Annotated in this window: 16 protein-coding genes; 2 read left to right on the plus strand and 14 right to left on the minus strand. The window is 61.3% G+C overall.

Features of this window, described 5'->3' with window-relative positions:
* Positions 1–142 precede the first annotated feature (142 nt).
* Positions 143–433 carry a hypothetical protein gene (locus RC54_RS25565; RefSeq protein ID WP_156425899.1) on the minus strand — a complete coding sequence of 97 codons (291 nt, stop codon included), beginning with the start codon at positions 431–433 and terminating at the stop codon, positions 143–145.
* Between the two features lie 22 nt (positions 434–455).
* Here RC54_RS25565 and RC54_RS24830 point away from each other — a divergent pair, with 22 nt between their 5' ends.
* Positions 456–2,312 carry an ABC transporter ATP-binding protein gene (locus tag RC54_RS24830; RefSeq protein WP_061790015.1) on the plus strand — a complete coding sequence of 619 codons (1,857 nt, stop codon included), beginning with the start codon at positions 456–458 and terminating at the stop codon, positions 2,310–2,312.
* A 96-nt stretch (positions 2,313–2,408) separates the two neighbouring features.
* Here the strand turns inward: RC54_RS24830 and bglX are convergent, their stop codons facing one another.
* Positions 2,409–4,766 carry a beta-glucosidase BglX gene (gene bglX / locus RC54_RS24835; RefSeq protein WP_082803159.1) on the minus strand — a complete coding sequence of 786 codons (2,358 nt, stop codon included), beginning with the start codon at positions 4,764–4,766 and terminating at the stop codon, positions 2,409–2,411.
* A gap of 276 nt (positions 4,767–5,042) precedes the next feature.
* On the opposite strand from bglX, the gene RC54_RS24840 reads away from it, so the two are divergent.
* Entirely contained in the window at positions 5,043–6,584 is a 1,542-nt protein-coding gene (locus RC54_RS24840) for a glucan biosynthesis protein G (protein WP_174526119.1), read from the plus strand.
* A gap of 118 nt (positions 6,585–6,702) precedes the next feature.
* Here the strand turns inward: RC54_RS24840 and RC54_RS24845 are convergent, their stop codons facing one another.
* The 12 genes from RC54_RS24845 to RC54_RS24900 form a co-directional block, all read right to left on the minus strand.
* Positions 6,703–7,614, minus strand: coding sequence for a ParB/RepB/Spo0J family partition protein (locus RC54_RS24845; RefSeq protein WP_017452747.1), 912 nt, complete (start codon positions 7,612–7,614; stop codon positions 6,703–6,705).
* Positions 7,615–7,678: 64 nt separating this feature from the next.
* A complete protein-coding gene (locus RC54_RS24850; RefSeq protein ID WP_061790014.1) occupies positions 7,679–8,449 on the minus strand; it encodes a ParA family protein in 771 nt (256 codons plus the stop codon).
* An 18-nt stretch (positions 8,450–8,467) separates the two neighbouring features.
* Complete coding sequence (gene leuE / locus RC54_RS24855) at positions 8,468–9,100, minus strand: leucine efflux protein LeuE (RefSeq protein ID WP_058897425.1); 633 nt, start codon at positions 9,098–9,100, stop codon at positions 8,468–8,470.
* 102 nt (positions 9,101–9,202) lie between these two features.
* A complete protein-coding gene (locus RC54_RS24860; protein WP_058897426.1) occupies positions 9,203–9,748 on the minus strand; it encodes a lipocalin family protein in 546 nt (181 codons plus the stop codon).
* Entirely contained in the window at positions 9,748–10,410 is a 663-nt protein-coding gene (rsmG, locus tag RC54_RS24865) for a 16S rRNA (guanine(527)-N(7))-methyltransferase RsmG (protein WP_061790013.1), read from the minus strand. The genes RC54_RS24860 and rsmG overlap by 1 nt, the downstream gene beginning before the upstream one ends.
* Before the next feature lie 52 nt (positions 10,411–10,462).
* On the minus strand, positions 10,463–12,391 hold the full coding sequence (gene mnmG / locus RC54_RS24870) for a tRNA uridine-5-carboxymethylaminomethyl(34) synthesis enzyme MnmG (RefSeq protein WP_061790012.1): 1,929 nt from the start codon (positions 12,389–12,391) through the stop codon (positions 10,463–10,465).
* Between the two features lie 304 nt (positions 12,392–12,695).
* Positions 12,696–13,457 (minus strand): sulfite exporter TauE/SafE family protein, encoded by a 762-nt coding sequence (locus RC54_RS24875; protein ID WP_058897429.1) that lies wholly within the window; start codon positions 13,455–13,457, stop codon positions 12,696–12,698.
* A gap of 276 nt (positions 13,458–13,733) precedes the next feature.
* Complete coding sequence (locus tag RC54_RS24880; protein WP_058897430.1) at positions 13,734–14,714, minus strand: branched-chain amino acid ABC transporter permease; 981 nt, start codon at positions 14,712–14,714, stop codon at positions 13,734–13,736.
* A 12-nt stretch (positions 14,715–14,726) separates the two neighbouring features.
* On the minus strand, positions 14,727–15,611 hold the full coding sequence (locus RC54_RS24885) for a branched-chain amino acid ABC transporter permease (RefSeq protein WP_058897431.1): 885 nt from the start codon (positions 15,609–15,611) through the stop codon (positions 14,727–14,729).
* A gap of 130 nt (positions 15,612–15,741) precedes the next feature.
* A complete protein-coding gene (locus tag RC54_RS24890; RefSeq protein WP_058897432.1) occupies positions 15,742–16,950 on the minus strand; it encodes an ABC transporter substrate-binding protein in 1,209 nt (402 codons plus the stop codon).
* A gap of 153 nt (positions 16,951–17,103) precedes the next feature.
* Positions 17,104–17,862 (minus strand): ABC transporter ATP-binding protein, encoded by a 759-nt coding sequence (locus RC54_RS24895; protein WP_373281451.1) that lies wholly within the window; start codon positions 17,860–17,862, stop codon positions 17,104–17,106.
* Positions 17,862–18,632 carry an ABC transporter ATP-binding protein gene (locus tag RC54_RS24900; protein WP_058897433.1) on the minus strand — a complete coding sequence of 257 codons (771 nt, stop codon included), beginning with the start codon at positions 18,630–18,632 and terminating at the stop codon, positions 17,862–17,864. The genes RC54_RS24895 and RC54_RS24900 overlap by 1 nt, the downstream gene beginning before the upstream one ends.
* Positions 18,633–18,811 lie beyond the last annotated feature (179 nt).

Genomic DNA, 18,811 nt, shown 5'->3' on the forward strand with positions numbered 1-18,811 from the left:
CTGACGCGCCATGGCTGCGTCAGCGGCGGTCCGGGAAACGTCACGAGAAGAATAAATCGGGGTAATTCATCGCTATGGCCGATGAACCTGAATCGGCCCCCAGACATCCATCATTCATCCATCGTTCTCAGCCACAATCCCGTCACTGCTGCGTCACACCATTCCGATTTTCCGACAAGTGTTTTTCCCTGGCCCGATACACGCAAGGCGGTCGCATGTGAGATGATTCGGCTTCCATCTTTTCGCGGCCTGCCATCAAGGTCAGGATCAGGATAGCGGCCCGGTTGCCGCAGCGATCCGCCAGCCGCACATGAAAGGTGTGCCGCCCCGCGCCGTTTTCTTCCGGCACACCACAGTAAAACGTCCGACCGCGCCGCTGGCTTCTTTGCTTTCTGGCCGCCCTTGCGCCTGCCGCACCGCTGTCGTCTGCCATTCGATTTTTTGGAGTTCCTTGCATGTTCAGCTGGTTTGAAAAACTGGTCCATCCCTACCCCGAGACGCACCCGCTGCCGCCGCCGCGTGGCTTCATGCGCTTCATCTGGTTCTGTACCAAGGGTGTGCGTCCCTACATCGCCGCCATGACCCTGATGACGGCCATCATCGGCGTATTCGAAGCGCTGCTGTTTGCCGCACTGGGCCGCATCGTCGACTGGCTGGCCAAGGTGCAGCCATCTCAATTGTGGGCACAGGAAGGCCATACGCTGGTGTGGCTGGTGGTGATCCTGGCGGCCAGTCCGCTGCTCATCGCCTTGCAGACCCTGTACAAGCACCAAACCCTGGCCGGCAACTTCCCCATGTTGCTGCGCTGGAATTTCCACCGCCTCATGTTGAGCCAGAGCATGAGCTTCTACCAGAACGAATTCGCCGGACGGGTCGCCACCAAGGTCATGCAAAGTGCGCTGGCGGTACGCGACTTCTGCATGATCGTGGGCGATATCCTGGTATTCATCACCATCTATTTCGCCACCTTGGTCGGCGTGGTCGGCAGCTTCGACATGTGGATGCTGGCGCCCTTCTTCATCTGGCTGGCCGCCTTTGCGGTGGCCATGCGTTACTTCGTGCCGCGCCTGTCGGCGGTGGCGCGCAATCAGGCCGATGCACGGTCGCTGATGACCGGACGCATCACCGATGCCTACACCAACATCGCCACCGTCAAGCTGTTCTCGCACGCCGGTCGCGAAGCCGATTACGCCCGCAGCGCCATGCGCGAATTTCTCACCACGGTCAATCGCCAGATGCGCCTGGTGTCGGGCTTCGAGGTGGTCAACCACATGCTCAACATGGTGCTCATCATCGGTGCCACTGGAGGCTCGCTGTATCTGTGGACGCAGGGCAAGGTGGGGGTCGGTGCGGTGGCGGCCAGCACGGCCATGGCACTGCGCTTGAACGGCATTGCGCACTGGGTGATGTGGGAAATGTCGTCGCTGTTCGAACACGTGGGCACGGTGCAGGATGGCATCAATACCCTGGCGCGTGCCCATGATGTGAAGGATGCGCCGGATGCCAAGCCGCTGCAGGTGCGCCAGGGCGAGCTGCGTTTCGAGGGGGTGAGCTTCAGCTATGGCGGCGCCGCGCCGCGCCCGGTGGTGGACCAGCTGGACCTGGTGATCCGCCCCGGTGAAAAGATCGGCCTGGTGGGCCGCTCCGGCGCCGGCAAGTCGACCATCGTCAACCTGCTGCTGCGCTTCTACGATATCGAGGGTGGCCGCATCACCATCGATGGCCAGGATATCGCGCACGTGACGCAAGACAGCCTGCGCGCGCAGATCGGCATGGTCACCCAGGACACCTCCCTGCTGCACCGTTCGGTGCGCGAGAACGTGATCTATGGCCGTCCCGAGGCCAGCGATGCCGAGATGATCCACGCCGCCCAACGCGCCGAGGCCCATGACTTCATCGGCACCCTGGCCGACGCCAAGGGCCGCACCGGTTACGACGCGCATGTGGGCGAGCGCGGCGTGAAGCTCTCCGGCGGCCAGCGCCAGCGCATCGCCATTGCCCGCGTGATGTTGAAGGATGCGCCCATCCTGCTGCTGGACGAAGCCACCAGTGCGCTGGATTCGGAAGTGGAAGCGGCCATCCAGACCAGCCTCTACAAGCTCATGGAAGGCAAGACGGTGGTGGCCATTGCGCACCGCCTGTCGACCATTGCGGCGATGGATCGATTGATCGTGCTGGACCAGGGCCGCATCGTGGAACAAGGCACGCACGCCGAGCTGCTGGCGGCCAATGGACTGTATGCGCGCTTGTGGTCGCACCAGAGTGGTGGGTTCCTGGGTGAAGAGGAAGAGGATGAAGTGGCGACGGTGTGATGTCAGTCATGCGTAAATGATTTATATCATTTACGGATTAATCCAAAAAAAATGGGCGCACTCAACGGTGCGCCCATTTTTCTTTCCGGCCTGGTTTTACTGCAGGTTGAACGAAGCGGTTTTCACATCCTTGGAATCCAGCCCGATCTGCACCTGGAATTCCCCCGGCTCGGCCACATACTCCAGCTTGGCGTTGTAGAAGGAGAGCGCCTTGCGGTCGATGCTGAACTGCACCTCTTGCTCTTCACCCGGCTGCAACATCAGCTTGCGGAAGTCCTTCAGTTCCTTGACCGGGCGCACCACCGAAGCAGCCACATCGCGGATGTACAACTGCACCACGGTGGCTCCCGCGCGGCGACCCACGTTCTTCACCGTCACGCTGGCCTGCAGCTTGCCGTCGGCCGTCATGCTGGCCTGCGACAGGTGCACCTCCGAGAGCTTGAACTCGGTATAGCTCAAGCCGTATCCGAACGGATACAGCGGGCCATTGGGTTCATCGAAGTACTGCGAGGTGTAGTTGCCGGGCTTGCCTTCGGTATAGGGACGGCCCACGCGCGGATGGTTGTAGTAGCTGGGAATCTGGCCCACCGAGCGCGGGAAGGTGATGGGCAGCTTGCCGGAGGGATTGACCTCGCCGTAGAGAACATCGGCAATCGCATTGCCGCCCTCGGTGCCGGTGTACCAGGTCTCCAGGATGGCCGAGGCATTCTCGTGCGCCCAGTTCAGGTCCAGCGGTCGGCCATTCATCAGCACCAGCACCAATGGCTTGCCGGTGGCCTTCAACGCCTTGAGCAGGTCGAGCTGGCTCTGTGGCAGCGACAGCGAGGTGCGGCTGGAGGATTCATGCGACATGCCGCGCGATTCACCCACGGCGGCCACGATGACGTCGGCATCGCGCGCAGCGCGCACGGCCTCATCGATCATGGCCTGCGGGCTGCGCTTGTCCTGCACCACTTCCGGGTTGTCCCAATTCAGGAAGTTCAGGTAATCGACGATGTGCTTGTCATCGGTGATGTTGGCCCCGCGTGCATAGACCAGCCTGCCCTGCCCGCCCACAGCCGCTTGCAGGCCCTGGCGCAGGGTGATGGTCTGTTTGTCGCGACCCGCAGCAGACCAGCTACCCAGCATGTCGATATGCGAATCGGCCAGCGGACCTACCAGGGCGATGCGCGCAGTTTTCTTCAGCGGCAGCGTGGCATTACGGTTTTCCAGCAGCACCATGGATTGCTGCGCCACCTCGCGTGCTTCACGGCGATGCAAGCGACTGTCGGCATAGACATCGGCCGGATCGTCGGCAGCGCGGCCGATGCGCACATAGGGATCCTTGAACAGGCCCAGGTCGTACTTGGCGCCCAGGATATCGCGCACGGCATTGTCCAACTCCTGCTGCGGGACCTTGCCCGAGCGCACCAGCTCCGGCAATTGCTTGATGTAGACCTGGTCGGCCATGCTCATGTCGGTGCCGGCCTGCATCGCCAGACGTGCCGCCTGGGCATCGTTCTGCGCTACGCCATGGTTGACCAGTTCGGTGATGGCGCCATGGTCAGAGACGGTCAGGCCCTTGAAGCCCCAGTCACGCCGCAGCAGATCCTGCAGCAGCCAGGTGTTGGAGGTGGCCGGCGTGCCGTTGATGGAATTGAGCGCCACCATCACCGCGCCCGCGCCGGCATCGATGGCGGCGCGGTAAGGCGGCAGGTAATCGTTGTACATGCGCTGCGGGTCCATGTTGACGACGTTGTAGTCGCGCCCGCCTTCGACTGCGCCATACAGGGCGAAATGCTTCACACTGGCCATGAGGCGATTGGCAGCGATAGGCTTGGTATCGCCCTGCAGCGCGCGCACCGAGACCTCGGCAATGCGCGAGACCAGGTAAGGATCTTCACCAAAGCCTTCCGAGGTGCGGCCCCAGCGCGGATCGCGGCTGATATCGACCATCGGCGCGAAGGTCATGTCGATGCTGTCGGCAGCGGCTTCCTCGGCGGCGATGCGCATGGCCTTGGCCACCAGGTCCATGTCCCAGCTCGAGGCCAGGCCCAGACCGATGGGGAAGGTGGTGCGATGGCCGTGGATGACGTCATAGGCGAAGAACATCGGGATCTTCAGGCGCGAACGCATGGCGCCGTCCTGCAGCGGGCGATTCTCGGCACGGGTGATGGAATTGAAGGTGCCGCCCACACGCCCGGCAGCCAGTTCCTCGGCCAGCTTCTTGGCCGGCATCTCGGGGCCGATACTGATGAGCCGCAACTGACCGATCTTTTCTTCCAGCGTCATCTGGCGCAGCAGGTCGTCGATGAAGGCGCTCTTGTTGCCCAGCAAGGCCGGATTGGCTTGCGCCTGCGCGGCCGGGGCTGCGGCCAGCAAGGCGGCACTACAGGCCAAGGCGCACAAGGTCAGGGCCAGGGTGCGGGGGCGGCGCACAGGGGCGGCTTGCCGCGCGGTAAGCTGGTGGGGCACGTGTTTCCTCTCTTTTTCTAAACTTTGGCGGCGCGCCGGCCTCTACAAGGAAGTGAGCGGCGGCCCATCGCATGGGGGTGATGCTGGCAGTAGCATGATTGACTTGTCTTCTATGATGCTTAGCCGGCGTGACGGTTCGCTATATTATTCTGTTTTGATGCCTGCCGGACGGACAGGCCGATGGCAGTGCACCGGGTGTGCCCTGGGTGTGCTGTTTCTTTGTGGAGAAATACATTGATCAGACATGGATTGAAATGGCCTGTGCTGCAAGGCCTGATGCTGTCGGCCACGCTGCTGGCGGCCTCGGTGCAGGCGCAGAGCAACCAAGGCTTCGACCTCAACCAGGCCGTGGCGCGCGCCCAGACGCTGGCGGCCAAGCCCTACCAGAAACCGGTGAGCAATCTCTCGCCGACCTTTGCGGCAATGCAGTTCGCCGATTACATGAAGATCCAGCCCAAGAGCGATAAGTTCGAATGGCGCAACCAGCCCACGCCCTTCAAGCTGGCCTTCTATCACCAGGGGATGCAGTTCAATGCGCCGGTGGTGATCCACGAGATCGTCGATGGCCGCGTGCAGGACGTGGGCTACAGCACCGATCGCTTCGACTTCGGCGACCTCAAGCTGGCCCGCGAAAGCACGGCGCACCTGGGGTATGCGGGCTTCCGCGTGGTCTATCCCATCAATCGCGATGACAAGGAAGATGAAATCATGAGCGTGCTGGGCGCGAGCTATTTCCGCGTCATCGGCAAGGGCCAGGTGTATGGCCTGTCGGCACGCGGGCTGGCGATCGACACGGCCATGATGAGTGGCGAGGAATTCCCGCACTTCACCGAATTCTGGATCCAGCGCCCGGCACCGGGCGAGAAGCAACTAACGTTCTATGCGCTGCTGGATTCGCCGCGCGCCACCGGCGCCTACAAGTTTACGCTCACGCCAGGCAAGGATGCCCTGCTCGACGTACAGGCCCGTGTGTTCCTGCGCGGCGAGGTGGCGCGACTGGGCATTGCGCCGCTGACCAGCATGTTCCTGTTCGGCCCCAACCAGCAATCCTCGCGACGCAACTTCCGTCCGGCCATCCATGATTCGAACGGACTGGCGATCCATACCGGCAGCGGCGAATGGCTGTGGCGTCCGCTCAACGATCCGCAGAACGTCGAGGTCAGTTCCTTCGAAGTCACCAACCCGCGCGGCTTTGGCCTGTTGCAACGGGGGCGTGACTTCTCCGACTACGAAGACCTGAAGGATCGCTATGACCTGCGTCCTTCGGCCTGGATCGAGCCGCGCGGCGACTGGGGCAAAGGGGCGGTGCAACTGGTGGAAATCCCCACCGCCGACGAAACCAACGACAACATCGTGGCCTACTGGCTGCCGGCGCAATTGCCGGCGCGGGGTACGCCGGTGGCTTACGACTATCGCATCCACTGGACCATGGATGAGCCGGCCATCCTCAACAACGAGGTGGGCTGGGTCAAGCAGACCTTCCATACCGATGGCGAACTCACGCAGGCCAACCTGATCCGCGCCTTCGATGGCACCACGGCGCTGCTGGTGGACTTCACCGGTGGGCCGCTGGGCAATCTGCCCGCAGGGACGGCGGTTCAGCCGCAGGTGAACGTTTCCAACAATGGCGAACTGATCGATGCCCAATTGCAGCCCAATCCGGCCATCAATGGCTGGCGTCTGACCCTGCGGGTGAAGATTCGTAACGTGGCGCAGGCGGTGGAATTGCGTGCCGCGCTGACCGCCAATGGCAAGCCGCTCACCGAGACCTGGAGCTACCAGTTGCCGCCGCGCTCGGATGTACAGCGGACCTTCTGAGATCGTCCCCTCACCCTGCCGTAAATTATTTATATCAAAGCAAAAGGGCTGCTCCGTAGGGGGCAGCCCTTTTGCTTTGGCACGTGTGTCAGATGCAAGAGATGCGAAAGAGGCGCGATCAGCTCTGCACCGACTCCCCGCGCAGACGGGCGATGACGCCATCGAGCGCATCGAGATCGTTGAAGTTGATGATCAACTGCCCCTTGTTGCGCGCCCCGGTCTTGATGCTGACCTGGGTCGCCAGCAGGTCCGAGAGTTCTTCTTCCAGGCGGGCGATGTCGCGCGACTTGTCCTTGGCTTCACGCGGCTTGGCGGCCTGTTCGGCAGCGGCGCGGGTGACCAGCTTTTCGGCATCGCGCACCGACATGCGCTTGGCCACGATCTGGTTGGCCAGCTGGATCTGGGTCGCCGAATCCACCGCCAGCAAGGCACGGGCGTGGCCCATGTCGATGTCGCCGGCCATGAGCATGGTCTGCACCGGCTTGGCCAGGTTCAACAGGCGCAGCAGGTTGGAGACCGCACTGCGCGAACGCCCCACGGCCAGTGCCGCCTGCTCGTGGGTGAAGGCGAAATCGGTGATGAGACGATGGATGCCCTGGGCTTCTTCCAGCGGATTCAAATCCTCGCGCTGCATGTTTTCGATCAGGGCCATGGCGGCCGTGGTCTGGTCGTCCACGTTCTTGACCAGCACCGGCACCTCGGTCAGGCCGGCGATCTTGGCGGCACGGAAGCGCCGTTCGCCGGCGATGATCTCGTAGATGTCGCGACCGTTCTTCTGGCCGATGGCGCGAATCAGGATAGGCTGCAGCAAACCCTGTTCCTTGATCGAGGCCGCCAGCTCATTGAGCGCGCCTTCATCCATGCGGGTGCGCGGCTGGTACTTGCCGGCCTGCAGCTCGGTGACCGCCATCACGGTGGGCAAGCCCTGGGCGGCTTGTGCCTGGACTTCTTCGGTGATGTCGGAAGAACCGCCCAGGAGCGCGTCCAGTCCGCGTCCCAAGCCCTTGGATTTTTTCGGTAGAGTTGCCATGCGATTGCCTGATGAAAACGATGCGTGATGACTACGCCGGTTACAGCGCGAATTACGGCGCGAATTACAGCGTCTTGATGCGCTCGACCATTTCCGCGCCGAACGCGATATAGGCCTGCGCGCCCTTGGAGAGCGGATCGAAGGTCACGCCCGGCAGACCATACGAGGGCGCTTCGGCCAGTCGCACATTGCGCGGGATGACGGTCTTGAAGACCTTGTCGCCGAAGTGCTGTTCCAACTGGTCCGAGACCTGTTGCGACAGCGTCATGCGCGGGTCGAACATCACACGCAACAGGCCAATGACCTTCAGTTCCGGGTTCAGCTTGGCGTGCACCTTCTTGATGGTGTTGACCAGGTCCGACAGCCCTTCCAGCGCGTAGTACTCGCACTGCATCGGAATGATGACGCCATGCGCCGAGCACAGGCCGTTCAAGGTCAGCATGGACAGCGCCGGCGGGCAGTCGATGAGGATGAAATCGTAGTCGTCGGCGACCTGGGCGAAGGCATTCTTCAAGCGCGCTTCGCGCTGTTCCAGTTCCACCATTTCCACTTCGGCGCCGGCCAGTTCGCGGTTGGCCGGCAGCACATCGAAGCCGCCGGCCTCAGAATGCTTGCGCACGCTGCGAATGTCGGACATGCCCAGCAGCACTTCATAGATCGAGCCTTCCAGGGTCGCCTTGTTCACGCCCGAACCCATGGTGGCATTGCCCTGCGGGTCGAGGTCGGCCAGCAGCACGCGCTGGTTCAGTTGTGCCAGCCCAGCCGCGAGATTGACTGCGGTAGTGGTCTTGCCTACGCCACCTTTCTGGTTGGCGACACAAAATATTTTTGCCATATCGTTGTTATGTGAGCGTTATTGCGTGGTCAACTTGATGCCGAAGCCGATCAGGAAAATCCCTGCCGCGCGCGAAGCCAACTTGGCGATGGTGCGATTGCGGGCCATGCGCCGGGCGGCGGCATTGCCCACGAAAATCAGGAAGCTGCCATACAGGAAGGTGCAGCAACTGATGACGGCGCCCATCGTCACGAAGGTCAGCGCGCCCTGTTGCGTATCACGATCCAGGAACAGCGGGAAGAACGCCATGTAAAACACGATGGCTTTCGGGTTGAACAAGGTGACCAAAAAACCGCGGCGGAATTCTGCGGCATTGGAAAAGGGTACGACTGTACCACCGCCCTCGCCTCTTGCAAACAAGAGACGGCCTCCGAGGTAGGCCAGATAGGCCGCGCCCATATACTGCATCCCGTGGAACAGCAGCGGATTGGCGTGCAGCAAGGCGGCCACGCCGGCGGCCGCCAGGAACATCAGCACCACGTCACCCAGCATCAGGCCGGCCTGTGCCATGAAGCCACCACGCAAGCCGCCCTTGGCCGAGCAGGTCAGCACGCAGAAGGTGCCGGGGCCGGGCAGCAGCAGGAACAACATCGTCCCAGCAATCAGTTTCCAGATGTCTGTGATGCCGAGGGCATGAAAGATCTCCTGCATGGTGGGTCTCCTTGATTGTGTGGGCCTGGGTGATGGTCCCGCGCGGCTATGCTGCACTGAGGTCCGCAGCGGTCCTCAGAGGTCTGATATCAGAGCGCCCCTTCAGGGCTGGCTCTTGACCACCCGCGAGGTATCGAAGCCTTGCTTGGTGGCGTTGTTGAGGGCAGTTTCGTATTGCTCATCACTGATGGTGGGCGTGCGCGAGAGAATCCACAGGTATTCGCGCGAGGGGCTGCCTACGGTGGCCAGGGTGTATTGCGCATCCAGGTCCATGATCCAGTAGTCGCCCCACACCATCGGAATCCAGGACAGCCAGGCCGGTGCGAAACGCACTTCCAGCTTGCTGTTGTTGCTACCCGGGACCACCCGTGCCACCCCCTTGGCTTCATCGATGCCCTCGGCGGTCTTGCAGCGGTTGGTGACATCGATCATGCCATCATCGCGCGCGATGTATTCGGCGCTGGTGCCGGAAATGCATTTCTTTTGGAAGCTGTTGGGCAGCTTGGCGATCTCGTACCACTTGCCGGCGTAGCGCTTCAAGTCCACCGAGGGCACGGTCTTGACCTCCTGGGCGTGGCCTGCAGGCAGGCTGGCATAGGCGGCCAGCAAGACCATGGCGGCCACCAGGGCCGGTTTGCATTTGTTCATCAGGTCGCTCTTTCCATGAAGATGAGATGCCGTTCGGCATCCAGGCCCGGTACCTGCAAAGGCTGCACATGCTGCACCTGCCAGCCTGCCGGCAACCGGTCGATTTCCTCTTGCGGCAGCACCCCCTTGAGGGCGATGTACTTGCCGCCTGGTTGCAGGAGGTGGTTCGACCATGTGATGAAGTCCTTCAGTTCCGCAAAGGCGCGCGAAGTGATGACATCATATTGTTGCTCGACAGGCAACTGCTCGACACGGGCATGGAGTACCGTCACATTGCCCAACTGCAATTGCGCCTTGACCTGGTTGAGGAAGGCGGTCTTCTTCTGCACCGTATCGACCAGGGTAATCTTCATCTGCGGCTGCGCCTGGGCGGCCCAGATGGCCAGGACGATGCCGGGCAGACCACCACCGGCCCCCACATCCAGCACACGCTGGGCGCCGGCAAAGGCCGACACCGCCGCGAGCGAATCGAGCAGATGGTGCGTCACCATCTGCGCCGGGTCACGCAAGGCGGTCAGGTTGTAGACCTTGTTCCACTTGGCCAGCAGTGCCTGATAGGCCATCAGCTGGTCGAGCTGGGCTGCGGACAGCGTCAGGCCCATAGCCGTGGCGCCTTCTTTCAGGGTGCGGGTCAAATCGTTCAGGTCTGCAGTGTTGCTCATCCGTGATGCCTTGGTATTGATCTGGTTCGAGGGCGATGCCCGGAATTTTTCTTCATGCAGCCTGGTTACCGGCACTAACCGGCTGTTTCAGGCCGCCCTTCTTCAGGTGTACCAGCAGCAGCGACAGCGCCGCCGGGGTGACACCGGAAATGCGGGAAGCCTGGCCCAGGGTTTCCGGGCGATGCTTGTTCAGTTTCTGGCGCACTTCGATGGACAGCGCCTTGACCTCCATGTAATCGAGGTCGGCCGGCAGCTTCAGGTTTTCATTGTGATCCTGGCGGCTGATCTCGTTGGCCTGGCGGGCGATGTAGCCGGCGTACTTGACCTGGATCTCGACCTGCTCGCGCACCGGGCCATCTTCGATGCCGGGGCCGGCCAGGCTCTGACCTTCGGTGCCGGTTAGGCCCATCAGGCTATCGTAGCTGACGTTGGGACGGCGCAGCAGGTCCAGCAGATTGTATTCACGCTCGATGGCCTTGCCTAGCACGCGCTCGGCTTCGGGGGCGGCCAGGATGCGGGGATTGACCCAGGTGAACTTGAGGCGTTCCATTTCACGTGAAACAGCTTCACGCTTGCGGTCGAAAGCTTCCCATTGCGCATCACCGACGCAGCCGAGTTCGCGACCGATTTCGGTCAGGCGCAGGTCGGCATTGTCTTCGCGCAGCGAAAGGCGATATTCGGCGCGGCTGGTGAACATGCGGTACGGCTCCTGCACGCCTTGCGTGACCAGATCATCGACCAGCACGCCCAGGTAAGCCTCATCGCGGCGCGGGGTCCAGGCTTCACGGCCCTGGGTCTGCAAGGCGGCATTGATGCCGGCCAACATGCCCTGGGCGGCGGCTTCTTCATATCCGGTGGTGCCATTGATCTGGCCGGCGAAGAACAGGCCTTGCACCTGGCGGGTTTCCAGCGAGGATTTCAGGCCGCGCGGGTCGTAATAGTCATATTCGATGGCATAGCCGGGACGCAGGATATGGGCGTTTTCCATGCCCTTCATCGAGCGTACCAGTTCCAGCTGCACGTCGAAGGGCAGGCTGGTGGAGATGCCATTGGGGTAGAACTCGTGGGTGGTCAAGCCCTCGGGTTCCAGGTAGATCTGGTGCGAATCCTTGCTGGCGAAGCGGTGGATCTTGTCTTCGATGGAGGGGCAGTAACGCGGGCCCACGCCTTCGATCACGCCGGTGTACATGGGGCTGCGATCCAGGCCACCACGGATGATGTCGTGGGTGCGGCTATTGGTATGGGTGATCCAGCACGGCATCTGACGCGGGTGCATGGCGGCATTGCCCATGACGGAGAACACCGGCACCGGGTCCAGGTCGCCCGGCTGCTCTTCCAGGATGGCCAGGTTGATGGTGCGGCCATCGATGCGCGGCGGGGTACCGGTCTTCAGGCGCCCTTGCGGCAGCTTCAATTCCTTCAGGCGCGCCGACAGCGAAACGGCCGGCGGATCACCGGCACGGCCACCGGAATAATTGTTCAGGCCGACGTGGATCTTCCCATCCAGGAAAGTCCCCGCGGTCAGCACCACGGCCCTGCCGGCGAAACGGATACCGGCCTGGGTGATGGCGCCGACGACGCGATCGCCTTCCAGCATCAGGTCATCCACCGCCTGCTGGAACAGCCACAGGTTGGGCTGGTTTTCCAGGCGCGAACGGATCGCCGCCTTGTACAGGATGCGGTCGGCCTGGGCGCGGGTGGCGCGCACGGCCGGCCCCTTGGAGGAATTGAGGATGCGGAACTGGATACCGGCTTCATCGGTGGCAATCGCCATCGCCCCACCCATGGCATCGACTTCCTTGACCAGGTGGCCCTTGCCGATCCCGCCGATGGAGGGATTGCAGGACATCTGGCCCAAGGTCTCGATGTTGTGCGTCAGGAGCAGGGTTTTCTGGCCCATGCGTGCTGCGGCCAGTGCAGCTTCGGTGCCGGCGTGACCGCCGCCAACGACAATGACGTCAAATTGTGTGGGGAATAGCATGATGCGGGCCTCGCGCAGAGGTGAGAACAGAGGCGAGATTATAAGACCTTTTATCCGAGGGGGTCGGGAGCCCGGTCTTGGGCTGTTGGTTTACCGCACTTCCCTGCCCTGCCGGACACTATCGGCGAGCCATTGCGATAGCTTCGGCTGATCAATGAAACATTCACGGGGACTGTTTCACGTGAAACAGAGGGCTGGCTTTGCCGCTGGAAGGCATCAAATGAAGAAAAAAACGGAGCCTCTCGGCTCCGCCTTTTACCAGGGCTTTGGGTGTTTCACGTGAAACATCGCTGGTGAAGTTTTCTTATTTGAGGAAGGCGTCATAACTCGACTTCAAGATCAATGCTCCCACCACGACCAGGAACAACTTGCGCACGAACACGCTGCCATGCTTCATGGCCAATCGAGTGCCCACCAACGAGCCGCCAATATTGAAGACGGCCATCAGCAAACCCAGTTGCCAGATCACGTGGCCGCTATAGCCGAACCAGCACAAGGCGGCCAGGTTGGTGGAAATGTTGACGAACTTGGAGACCGCCGAGGCCGACAGGAAGTCATAGCTGAATACGCGCACGAACAGGAAGACCAGGAAGCTGCCGGTCCCTGGGCCGAATACGCCATCGTAGAAACCGATGACCGCACCGATCAGGGCAGCATAGATCATCTCGCGGCTACCGGTCAGCGTCGGCGCATGGGTCGTGCCGAAGTCCTTCTTCTTCAGGGTATAGAGCGCCACCGCGATCAGGACGAAGGGCAAGGCCTTGCGGATCAGATCAGTGGGAATATGGGTGACCACATAGGCGCCGAAGAAGGAACAGGCAAACGCCGCCATCGCTGCCGGGGTGACCGTACTCCAGCGCACCGCTACCTTGCGGGCAAAATTGATGGCCGCCGCGCTGGTGCCCATCACCCCGGCGACCTTGTTGGTCCCAAGCAGGGTCGCCGGCGCCGTGTTAGGAAAGACCGAGAACAGCGTCGGCACCAGGACCAGGCCACCGCCGCCGACCACGGCATCGATCAAGCCAGCCACGAAGGCTGCGCCACACAGGACCAGGTCATCAAGCATGATCGCCCTCCCCTGTGGATAAGAACAAATCGGGAACGCGAGGCGATACTGCTGAAGCCGGGGTGTGCATAAGATAAGACGCAGTCAAGGTGGGATAAAGGCCGGCCCACATTCTACCGCCCTGCTTTGTACAGCATCAGCAACAGCAGCCACCCCTTAGCGTCTGTTGCGAAACATCCCGGCCCTGTTCTGCCCACCAAAGTCTGTGGACAAAAAATTACCGCCGGGAAATCACCTTTCGGTGACTTGCCGGCGGTTTGCGGATCGGCAAAGAGCCTAGTGCGAACTCTTGGCCTGCCCTTTCCGGGTCAGCGCCAGGATCTCCCCGACGATACCCTTGCGGAAGGCCAGCACACAGACGATGAAGATGAAGCCCGTGACCACGGTCACCGAATCGCCCAGGGTATTGAACCAGTCGATGTTGGTGGTGCTGGCCAGCCAGGTACCGATGTCGCCCAGCTTGTTCTCCAGCATGATGATGATGACCGCGCCGACGATGGGACCGACGATGGTGCCCAGGCCGCCCACCAGAGTCATCAACACCACCAGGCCGGACATGCTCCAGTGCACGTCGGTCAGGGTCTCGAAGCCCAGCACCAGGGTCTTGGTGGCGCCAGCCAGACCTGACAGCGCTGCCGAGAGCACGAAAGCCAGCAGCTTGTAGCGCGCCACGTCATAACCCAGCGAGATGGCGCGCGGTTCGTTCTCCTTGATGGCCTTCAAGACCTGTCCGAACGGCGAATGGATGGTGCGCACGATCAAGGCGAAACCTGCTACGGCAATGGCCAGCACCACGTAGTACAGGGTCATGTCGTTTTCCAGATTGAGCACGCCCAGCAACTTGCCGCGCGGCACCCCCTGCAAGCCATCCTCGCCACCGGTGAACGGCACCTGCAAGGCCACGAAGAACAGCATCTGCGCCAGCGCCAGCGTGATCATGGTGAAGTAGATACCCTGGCGACGGATTGCCAGCAGCCCCATCACCAGGCCGATCAGGGCGCCGGTCAGGGTGCCGATCACCAGGCCCAATTCGGTGGGCAAACCCCACACCTTCAGCGCCTGACCGCACATGTAGCCGGCCCAGCCCAGGAAGGCGGCATGGCCGAAGGACAGCAGGCCGGTATAGCCGATCAGCAGGTTGAAGGCGCAGGCAAACAGCGCAAAGCACAGCATCTTCATCAGGAACACCGGGTAGATGCCGAACGGTGCCGCCAACAGCAATATTAGTAAAACAGCAATTCCGAGTTTCTTGTTCATGCCGGTCTCCGATTATTTCTCTTTGCCGAACAGGCCGGCCGGACGGACCATCAGGACGATGGCCATGATGATGAAGACCACGGTGGCCGACAGTTCCGGGTAGAACACCCGGGTCAGTCCTTCCACCAAGCCCAGCAGCAGACCGGTGATGATGGAGCCGAGGATGGAGCCCATGCCGCCGATGACCACCACCGCGAAGACGGTGATGATCAAGTTGGACCCCATCAGCGGCGAGACCTGGATCACGGGCGCGGCCAGCACGCCGGCAAAGGCGGCCAGGGCGACGCCGAAGCCATAGGTCAGGGTCACCATCAGCGGCACATTGATGCCGAAGGCCTCCACCATCTTGGGGTTCTCGGTACCGGCGCGCAGATACGCGCCAAGACGCGTCTTCTCGATGACGAACCAGGTTGCGAAGCACACCACCAACGAGGCCACGACGACCCAGGCGCGATAGTTGGGCAGCACCATGAAGCCGAGGTTGGTCGCCCCCTGCAGCAGGTCAGGTACCGAATACGGCTGGCCGGAGACGCCATAGATGGAGCGGAAGATGCCCTCGATCATCAGTGTGATACCGAAGGTCAGCAAGAGGCCATACAGGTGATCCAGCTTGTAGAGCCAGCGCAGCATGGTCTTTTCGATCAGGATGCCGAACAGCCCCACCAGGATCGGCGCCACGATGAGCATGACCCAGTAGTTCAGTCCCAGATAGGTCAAGCCCATCCAGGCCAGGAACGCGCCCAGCATGTACAGCGTGCCGTGCGCGAAGTTGATCACGTTGAGCAAGCCAAAGATCACCGCCAGGCCCAGCGAGAGCATGGCGTAGAAGGAGCCGTTGACCAGGCCCAGCAGCAGCTGGCTCAACAAGGCTTGCAGGGGTATGCCGAATAGTTCCATAAAAACCCGTTCATCCAGGGGGTAAAGAACGCCATCGCCCACAGCAAAAATCTGTCATCCCCGGGTGAGCAGAAATGACAGATTTTGCGGGGCTATGCGATGGCCTTACTGCTACGTTGCGACGTCGTGCTTACTTCCAGGCCGCGCACTTGGATTCGGCCTTGGTGGTCCAGGCCTGCTCGCCAGGAATGGTCTGCACCAGCTTGTAGTAGTCCCACGGATACTTGGATTCCGACTGGGCCTTGACCTGGTACAGGTACATGTCGTGCACCACACGGCCATCGGCGCGCAGGTAACCGTTCTTCTGGTACATGTCATTGAACTTGGCCTTGCGCAGGGCCGCCATCACCTTGTCGGAATCATCGGTGCCGATTTCCTTGACGATCTTCAGGTACTGCAGCGCAGCCGAGTAGTCGGCCGCTTGCAAGGAAGACGGCATTTTCTTGCGCACGGCGAAGTAGCGCTTGGCGAAGGCACGGGTGTCGTCGTTGGTATCCCAATACCAGCTATCGGTCAGGTACAGGCCTTCGGTGTTCTTCAGGGTCAGCGAGTGCACGTCATTGATGAACACCAGCAAGCCGGCCAACTTGGCGGTCTTGGTAATGCCGAATTCATTGGCCGCCTTCACCGAATTGATGAAGTCACCACCGGCATTGGCCAGGCCGATGATCTGGGCCTTGGAGCTTTGTGCCTGCAGCAGGAAGGAAGAGAAGTCGGAAGCGCCCAGTGGGTGCTTGACCGAACCCACCACGGTGCCCCCCGAAGCCTTCACCACGTTGGCGGTATCGGCTTCCAGCGAGTGGCCGAAGGCATAGTCGGCGGTCAGGAAGAACCAGCTCTTGCCGCCCTGCTTGACCACCGCCGAACCGGTACCCTTGGCCAGGGCCACGGTATCGTAGGCGTAGTGCATGGTGTAAGGCGAGCACTCTTCATTGGTCAGGCGGGCCGTGCCGGCGCCGACTGCAATATAGACCTTCTTCTTTTCGGCGGCGACCTTGGCGCTGGCCAGGGCAGTGCCGGAATTGGTGCCGCCGATGAGCACATCCACGCCCTGCTGGTCGAACCATTCACGGGCCTTGCTGGCGGCCACATCGGCCTTGTTCTGGTGGTCGGCCACGACCAGTTCGATCTTCTTGCCGTTGATGGCGCCGCCCATGTCGGCAATGGCCATCTTGATGGCTTCGGCGCCACCCTGGCCGTCGATGTCGGAATACACGCCAGAGATATCGGTGATGAAGCCGATCTTGATTACATCACCCGAGATCTGGGCCGAAGCCGGTGCCGTCGCGAATGCCGCAGCGGCGGCGGTGACGGCCAGTGCCATTGCCTTGAGTTTCATTTTCATCTCCTCTATTTTGGAAGCCCGCTCAATGGTTTCGATGCGAGACAACTGGTGGAACGGGGAGAGGATCACTCACCCCGCGGACGTACTTGTTGGCAGTACTTCTTCTAGCGGTGAAGCTGGTGATACCGGAAAAATCGGGATAGCGGCTCAGACGCCCAGCAGTTCGTTCAAGGTCTGCATCTTCGCTTCCAGCTGCGACGATGCGAAGGATTCGACGATCTGCCCATGTTCCATCACATAGAAACGATCGGCCAGCGGCGCGGCGAAGCGGAAGTTCTGCTCGACCATGACGATGGTGTAGCCCTTGGCCTTCAAGGTCGTGATCATGCGCGCCAAGGCCTGCACGATGACCGGGGCCAGACCTTCGGAAATCTCGTCCAGCAGCAGCAGCCGCGCGCCGGTGCGCAGGATGCGGGCCACCGCCAGCATCTGCTGTTCGCCACCGGACAGGCGCGTACCCTGGCTGTTGCGACGCTCCTTCAGGTTGGGGAACATCTCGTAGATCTCATCGATGGACATGCCGCGATCGGTCTTGGAGACGAAGGGCGGCAGCATCAGGTTTTCTTCCGCCGAGAGCGAAGAGAAGATGCCCCGCTCTTCCGGGCAATAACCGACGCCGTAGTGGGCGATCTTGTGGGTGGCCAGGTGGATGGTTTCCTGGCCGTTGATCTTGATCGAGCCTTTGCGGGTGCCGACCAGTCCCATGATGGAACGCAGTGTGGTAGTTCGGCCTGCGCCGTTGCGGCCCAGCAGCGTGACCACCTCGCCCTGGTGGACGTTGAGATTGACGTTGTGCAGGATGTGCGATTCGCCGTACCAGGATTGCAGATCGCTGATCTGCAATACCAGCGGTGCGGAGGAAGTGGACGTGGTCATGGCAGCAGCATTCATGGTGGCGGTGCTCATCAGTGGGCCCCTTGCAGTTCGCCCGAGGTGCTGCCCATGTAGGCTTCCATCACCTGCGGATTGCGCGAGACTTCTTCATAGCTGCCTTCGGCCAGCAGCGCACCGCGTTGCAGCACGCTGATGCGGTCGCAGATACCGGAGATCACGCTCATGTTGTGCTCCACCATGAGGATGGTGCGGCCCGCCGAGACCTTCTTGATCAGCGCCGTGACCCGGTCCACGTCTTCGTGGCCCATGCCTTGCGTGGGTTCATCGAGCAGCATCAGTTCGGGCTCCATGGCCAAGGTGGTAGCGATCTCCAGCGCGCGCTTGCGGCCATAGGGCAGATCCACCGTGGTGGTGCGGGCAAAACTGGTCAGGTCCACTTCTTCCAGCAGCTGCATGGCGCGCTCATCGAGCTGCTTCAAGCTCTCGCCGTTCTTCCAGAAATGGAAGGAAGTGCCGAGCTTGCGTTGCAGGCCGATGCGCACATTTTCCAGCACGCTCATGTGCGGGAAGACAGCGGAAATCTGGAAGGAACGGATGATGCCCTGGCGCGCGATCTGCGCGGGCGCATCCATGGTGATGTCGCGACCGTTGAACAGGATCTGGCCCGAAGTCGGTACCAGAAACTTGGTCAAGAGATTGAAGCAAGTGGTCTTGCCGGCGCCATTGGGGCCGATCAAGGCATGAATGTGACCGCGCTCAATTTGCAGGTTGACCGCGCTTACTGCCGTGAAACCCTTGAATTCCTTCGTCAGGTTTCGTGTCTCCAGAATGACGTCTGTCATGGTCTCTTTTTCCCTTTGATGCCCGCGCCGGTGGATCCGGTCGTCAAGGCCTGCCTGCTCCGGCTAACCTGCTTCTTTTGGAAGCAGGCACCACCGTTTCATACTGGCGAATCGAGAAGCTAGTTTTAATATTTGGCGCATAGTAGCCGGTTCGTACCATTCATACAATACGTATAAGT

It is taken from the genome of Herbaspirillum rubrisubalbicans (assembly GCF_003719195.1).
Lineage (GTDB): Bacteria > Pseudomonadota > Gammaproteobacteria > Burkholderiales > Burkholderiaceae_D > Herbaspirillum > Herbaspirillum rubrisubalbicans.

Excerpts from the sequence above, each read along its gene's own strand:
- RC54_RS25565 (WP_156425899.1), bottom strand. The coding sequence starts at position 433 with ATGGCAGACGACAGCGGTGCGGCAGGCGCAAGGGCGGCCAGAAAGCAA.
- RC54_RS24830 (WP_061790015.1), top strand. The coding sequence starts at position 456 with ATGTTCAGCTGGTTTGAAAAACTGGTCCATCCCTACCCCGAGACGCAC.
- RC54_RS24840 (WP_174526119.1), top strand. The coding sequence starts at position 5,043 with ATGCTGTCGGCCACGCTGCTGGCGGCCTCGGTGCAGGCGCAGAGCAAC.
- RC54_RS24845 (WP_017452747.1), bottom strand. The coding sequence starts at position 7,614 with ATGGCAACTCTACCGAAAAAATCCAAGGGCTTGGGACGCGGACTGGAC.
- RC54_RS24850 (WP_061790014.1), bottom strand. The coding sequence starts at position 8,449 with ATGGCAAAAATATTTTGTGTCGCCAACCAGAAAGGTGGCGTAGGCAAG.
- leuE (WP_058897425.1), bottom strand. The coding sequence starts at position 9,100 with ATGCAGGAGATCTTTCATGCCCTCGGCATCACAGACATCTGGAAACTG.
- RC54_RS24860 (WP_058897426.1), bottom strand. The coding sequence starts at position 9,748 with ATGAACAAATGCAAACCGGCCCTGGTGGCCGCCATGGTCTTGCTGGCC.
- rsmG (WP_061790013.1), bottom strand. The coding sequence starts at position 10,410 with ATGAGCAACACTGCAGACCTGAACGATTTGACCCGCACCCTGAAAGAA.
- mnmG (WP_061790012.1), bottom strand. The coding sequence starts at position 12,391 with ATGCTATTCCCCACACAATTTGACGTCATTGTCGTTGGCGGCGGTCAC.
- RC54_RS24875 (WP_058897429.1), bottom strand. The coding sequence starts at position 13,457 with ATGCTTGATGACCTGGTCCTGTGTGGCGCAGCCTTCGTGGCTGGCTTG.
- RC54_RS24880 (WP_058897430.1), bottom strand. The coding sequence starts at position 14,714 with ATGAACAAGAAACTCGGAATTGCTGTTTTACTAATATTGCTGTTGGCG.
- RC54_RS24885 (WP_058897431.1), bottom strand. The coding sequence starts at position 15,611 with ATGGAACTATTCGGCATACCCCTGCAAGCCTTGTTGAGCCAGCTGCTG.
- RC54_RS24890 (WP_058897432.1), bottom strand. The coding sequence starts at position 16,950 with ATGAAACTCAAGGCAATGGCACTGGCCGTCACCGCCGCCGCTGCGGCA.
- RC54_RS24895 (WP_373281451.1), bottom strand. The coding sequence starts at position 17,862 with ATGAGCACCGCCACCATGAATGCTGCTGCCATGACCACGTCCACTTCC.
- RC54_RS24900 (WP_058897433.1), bottom strand. The coding sequence starts at position 18,632 with ATGACAGACGTCATTCTGGAGACACGAAACCTGACGAAGGAATTCAAG.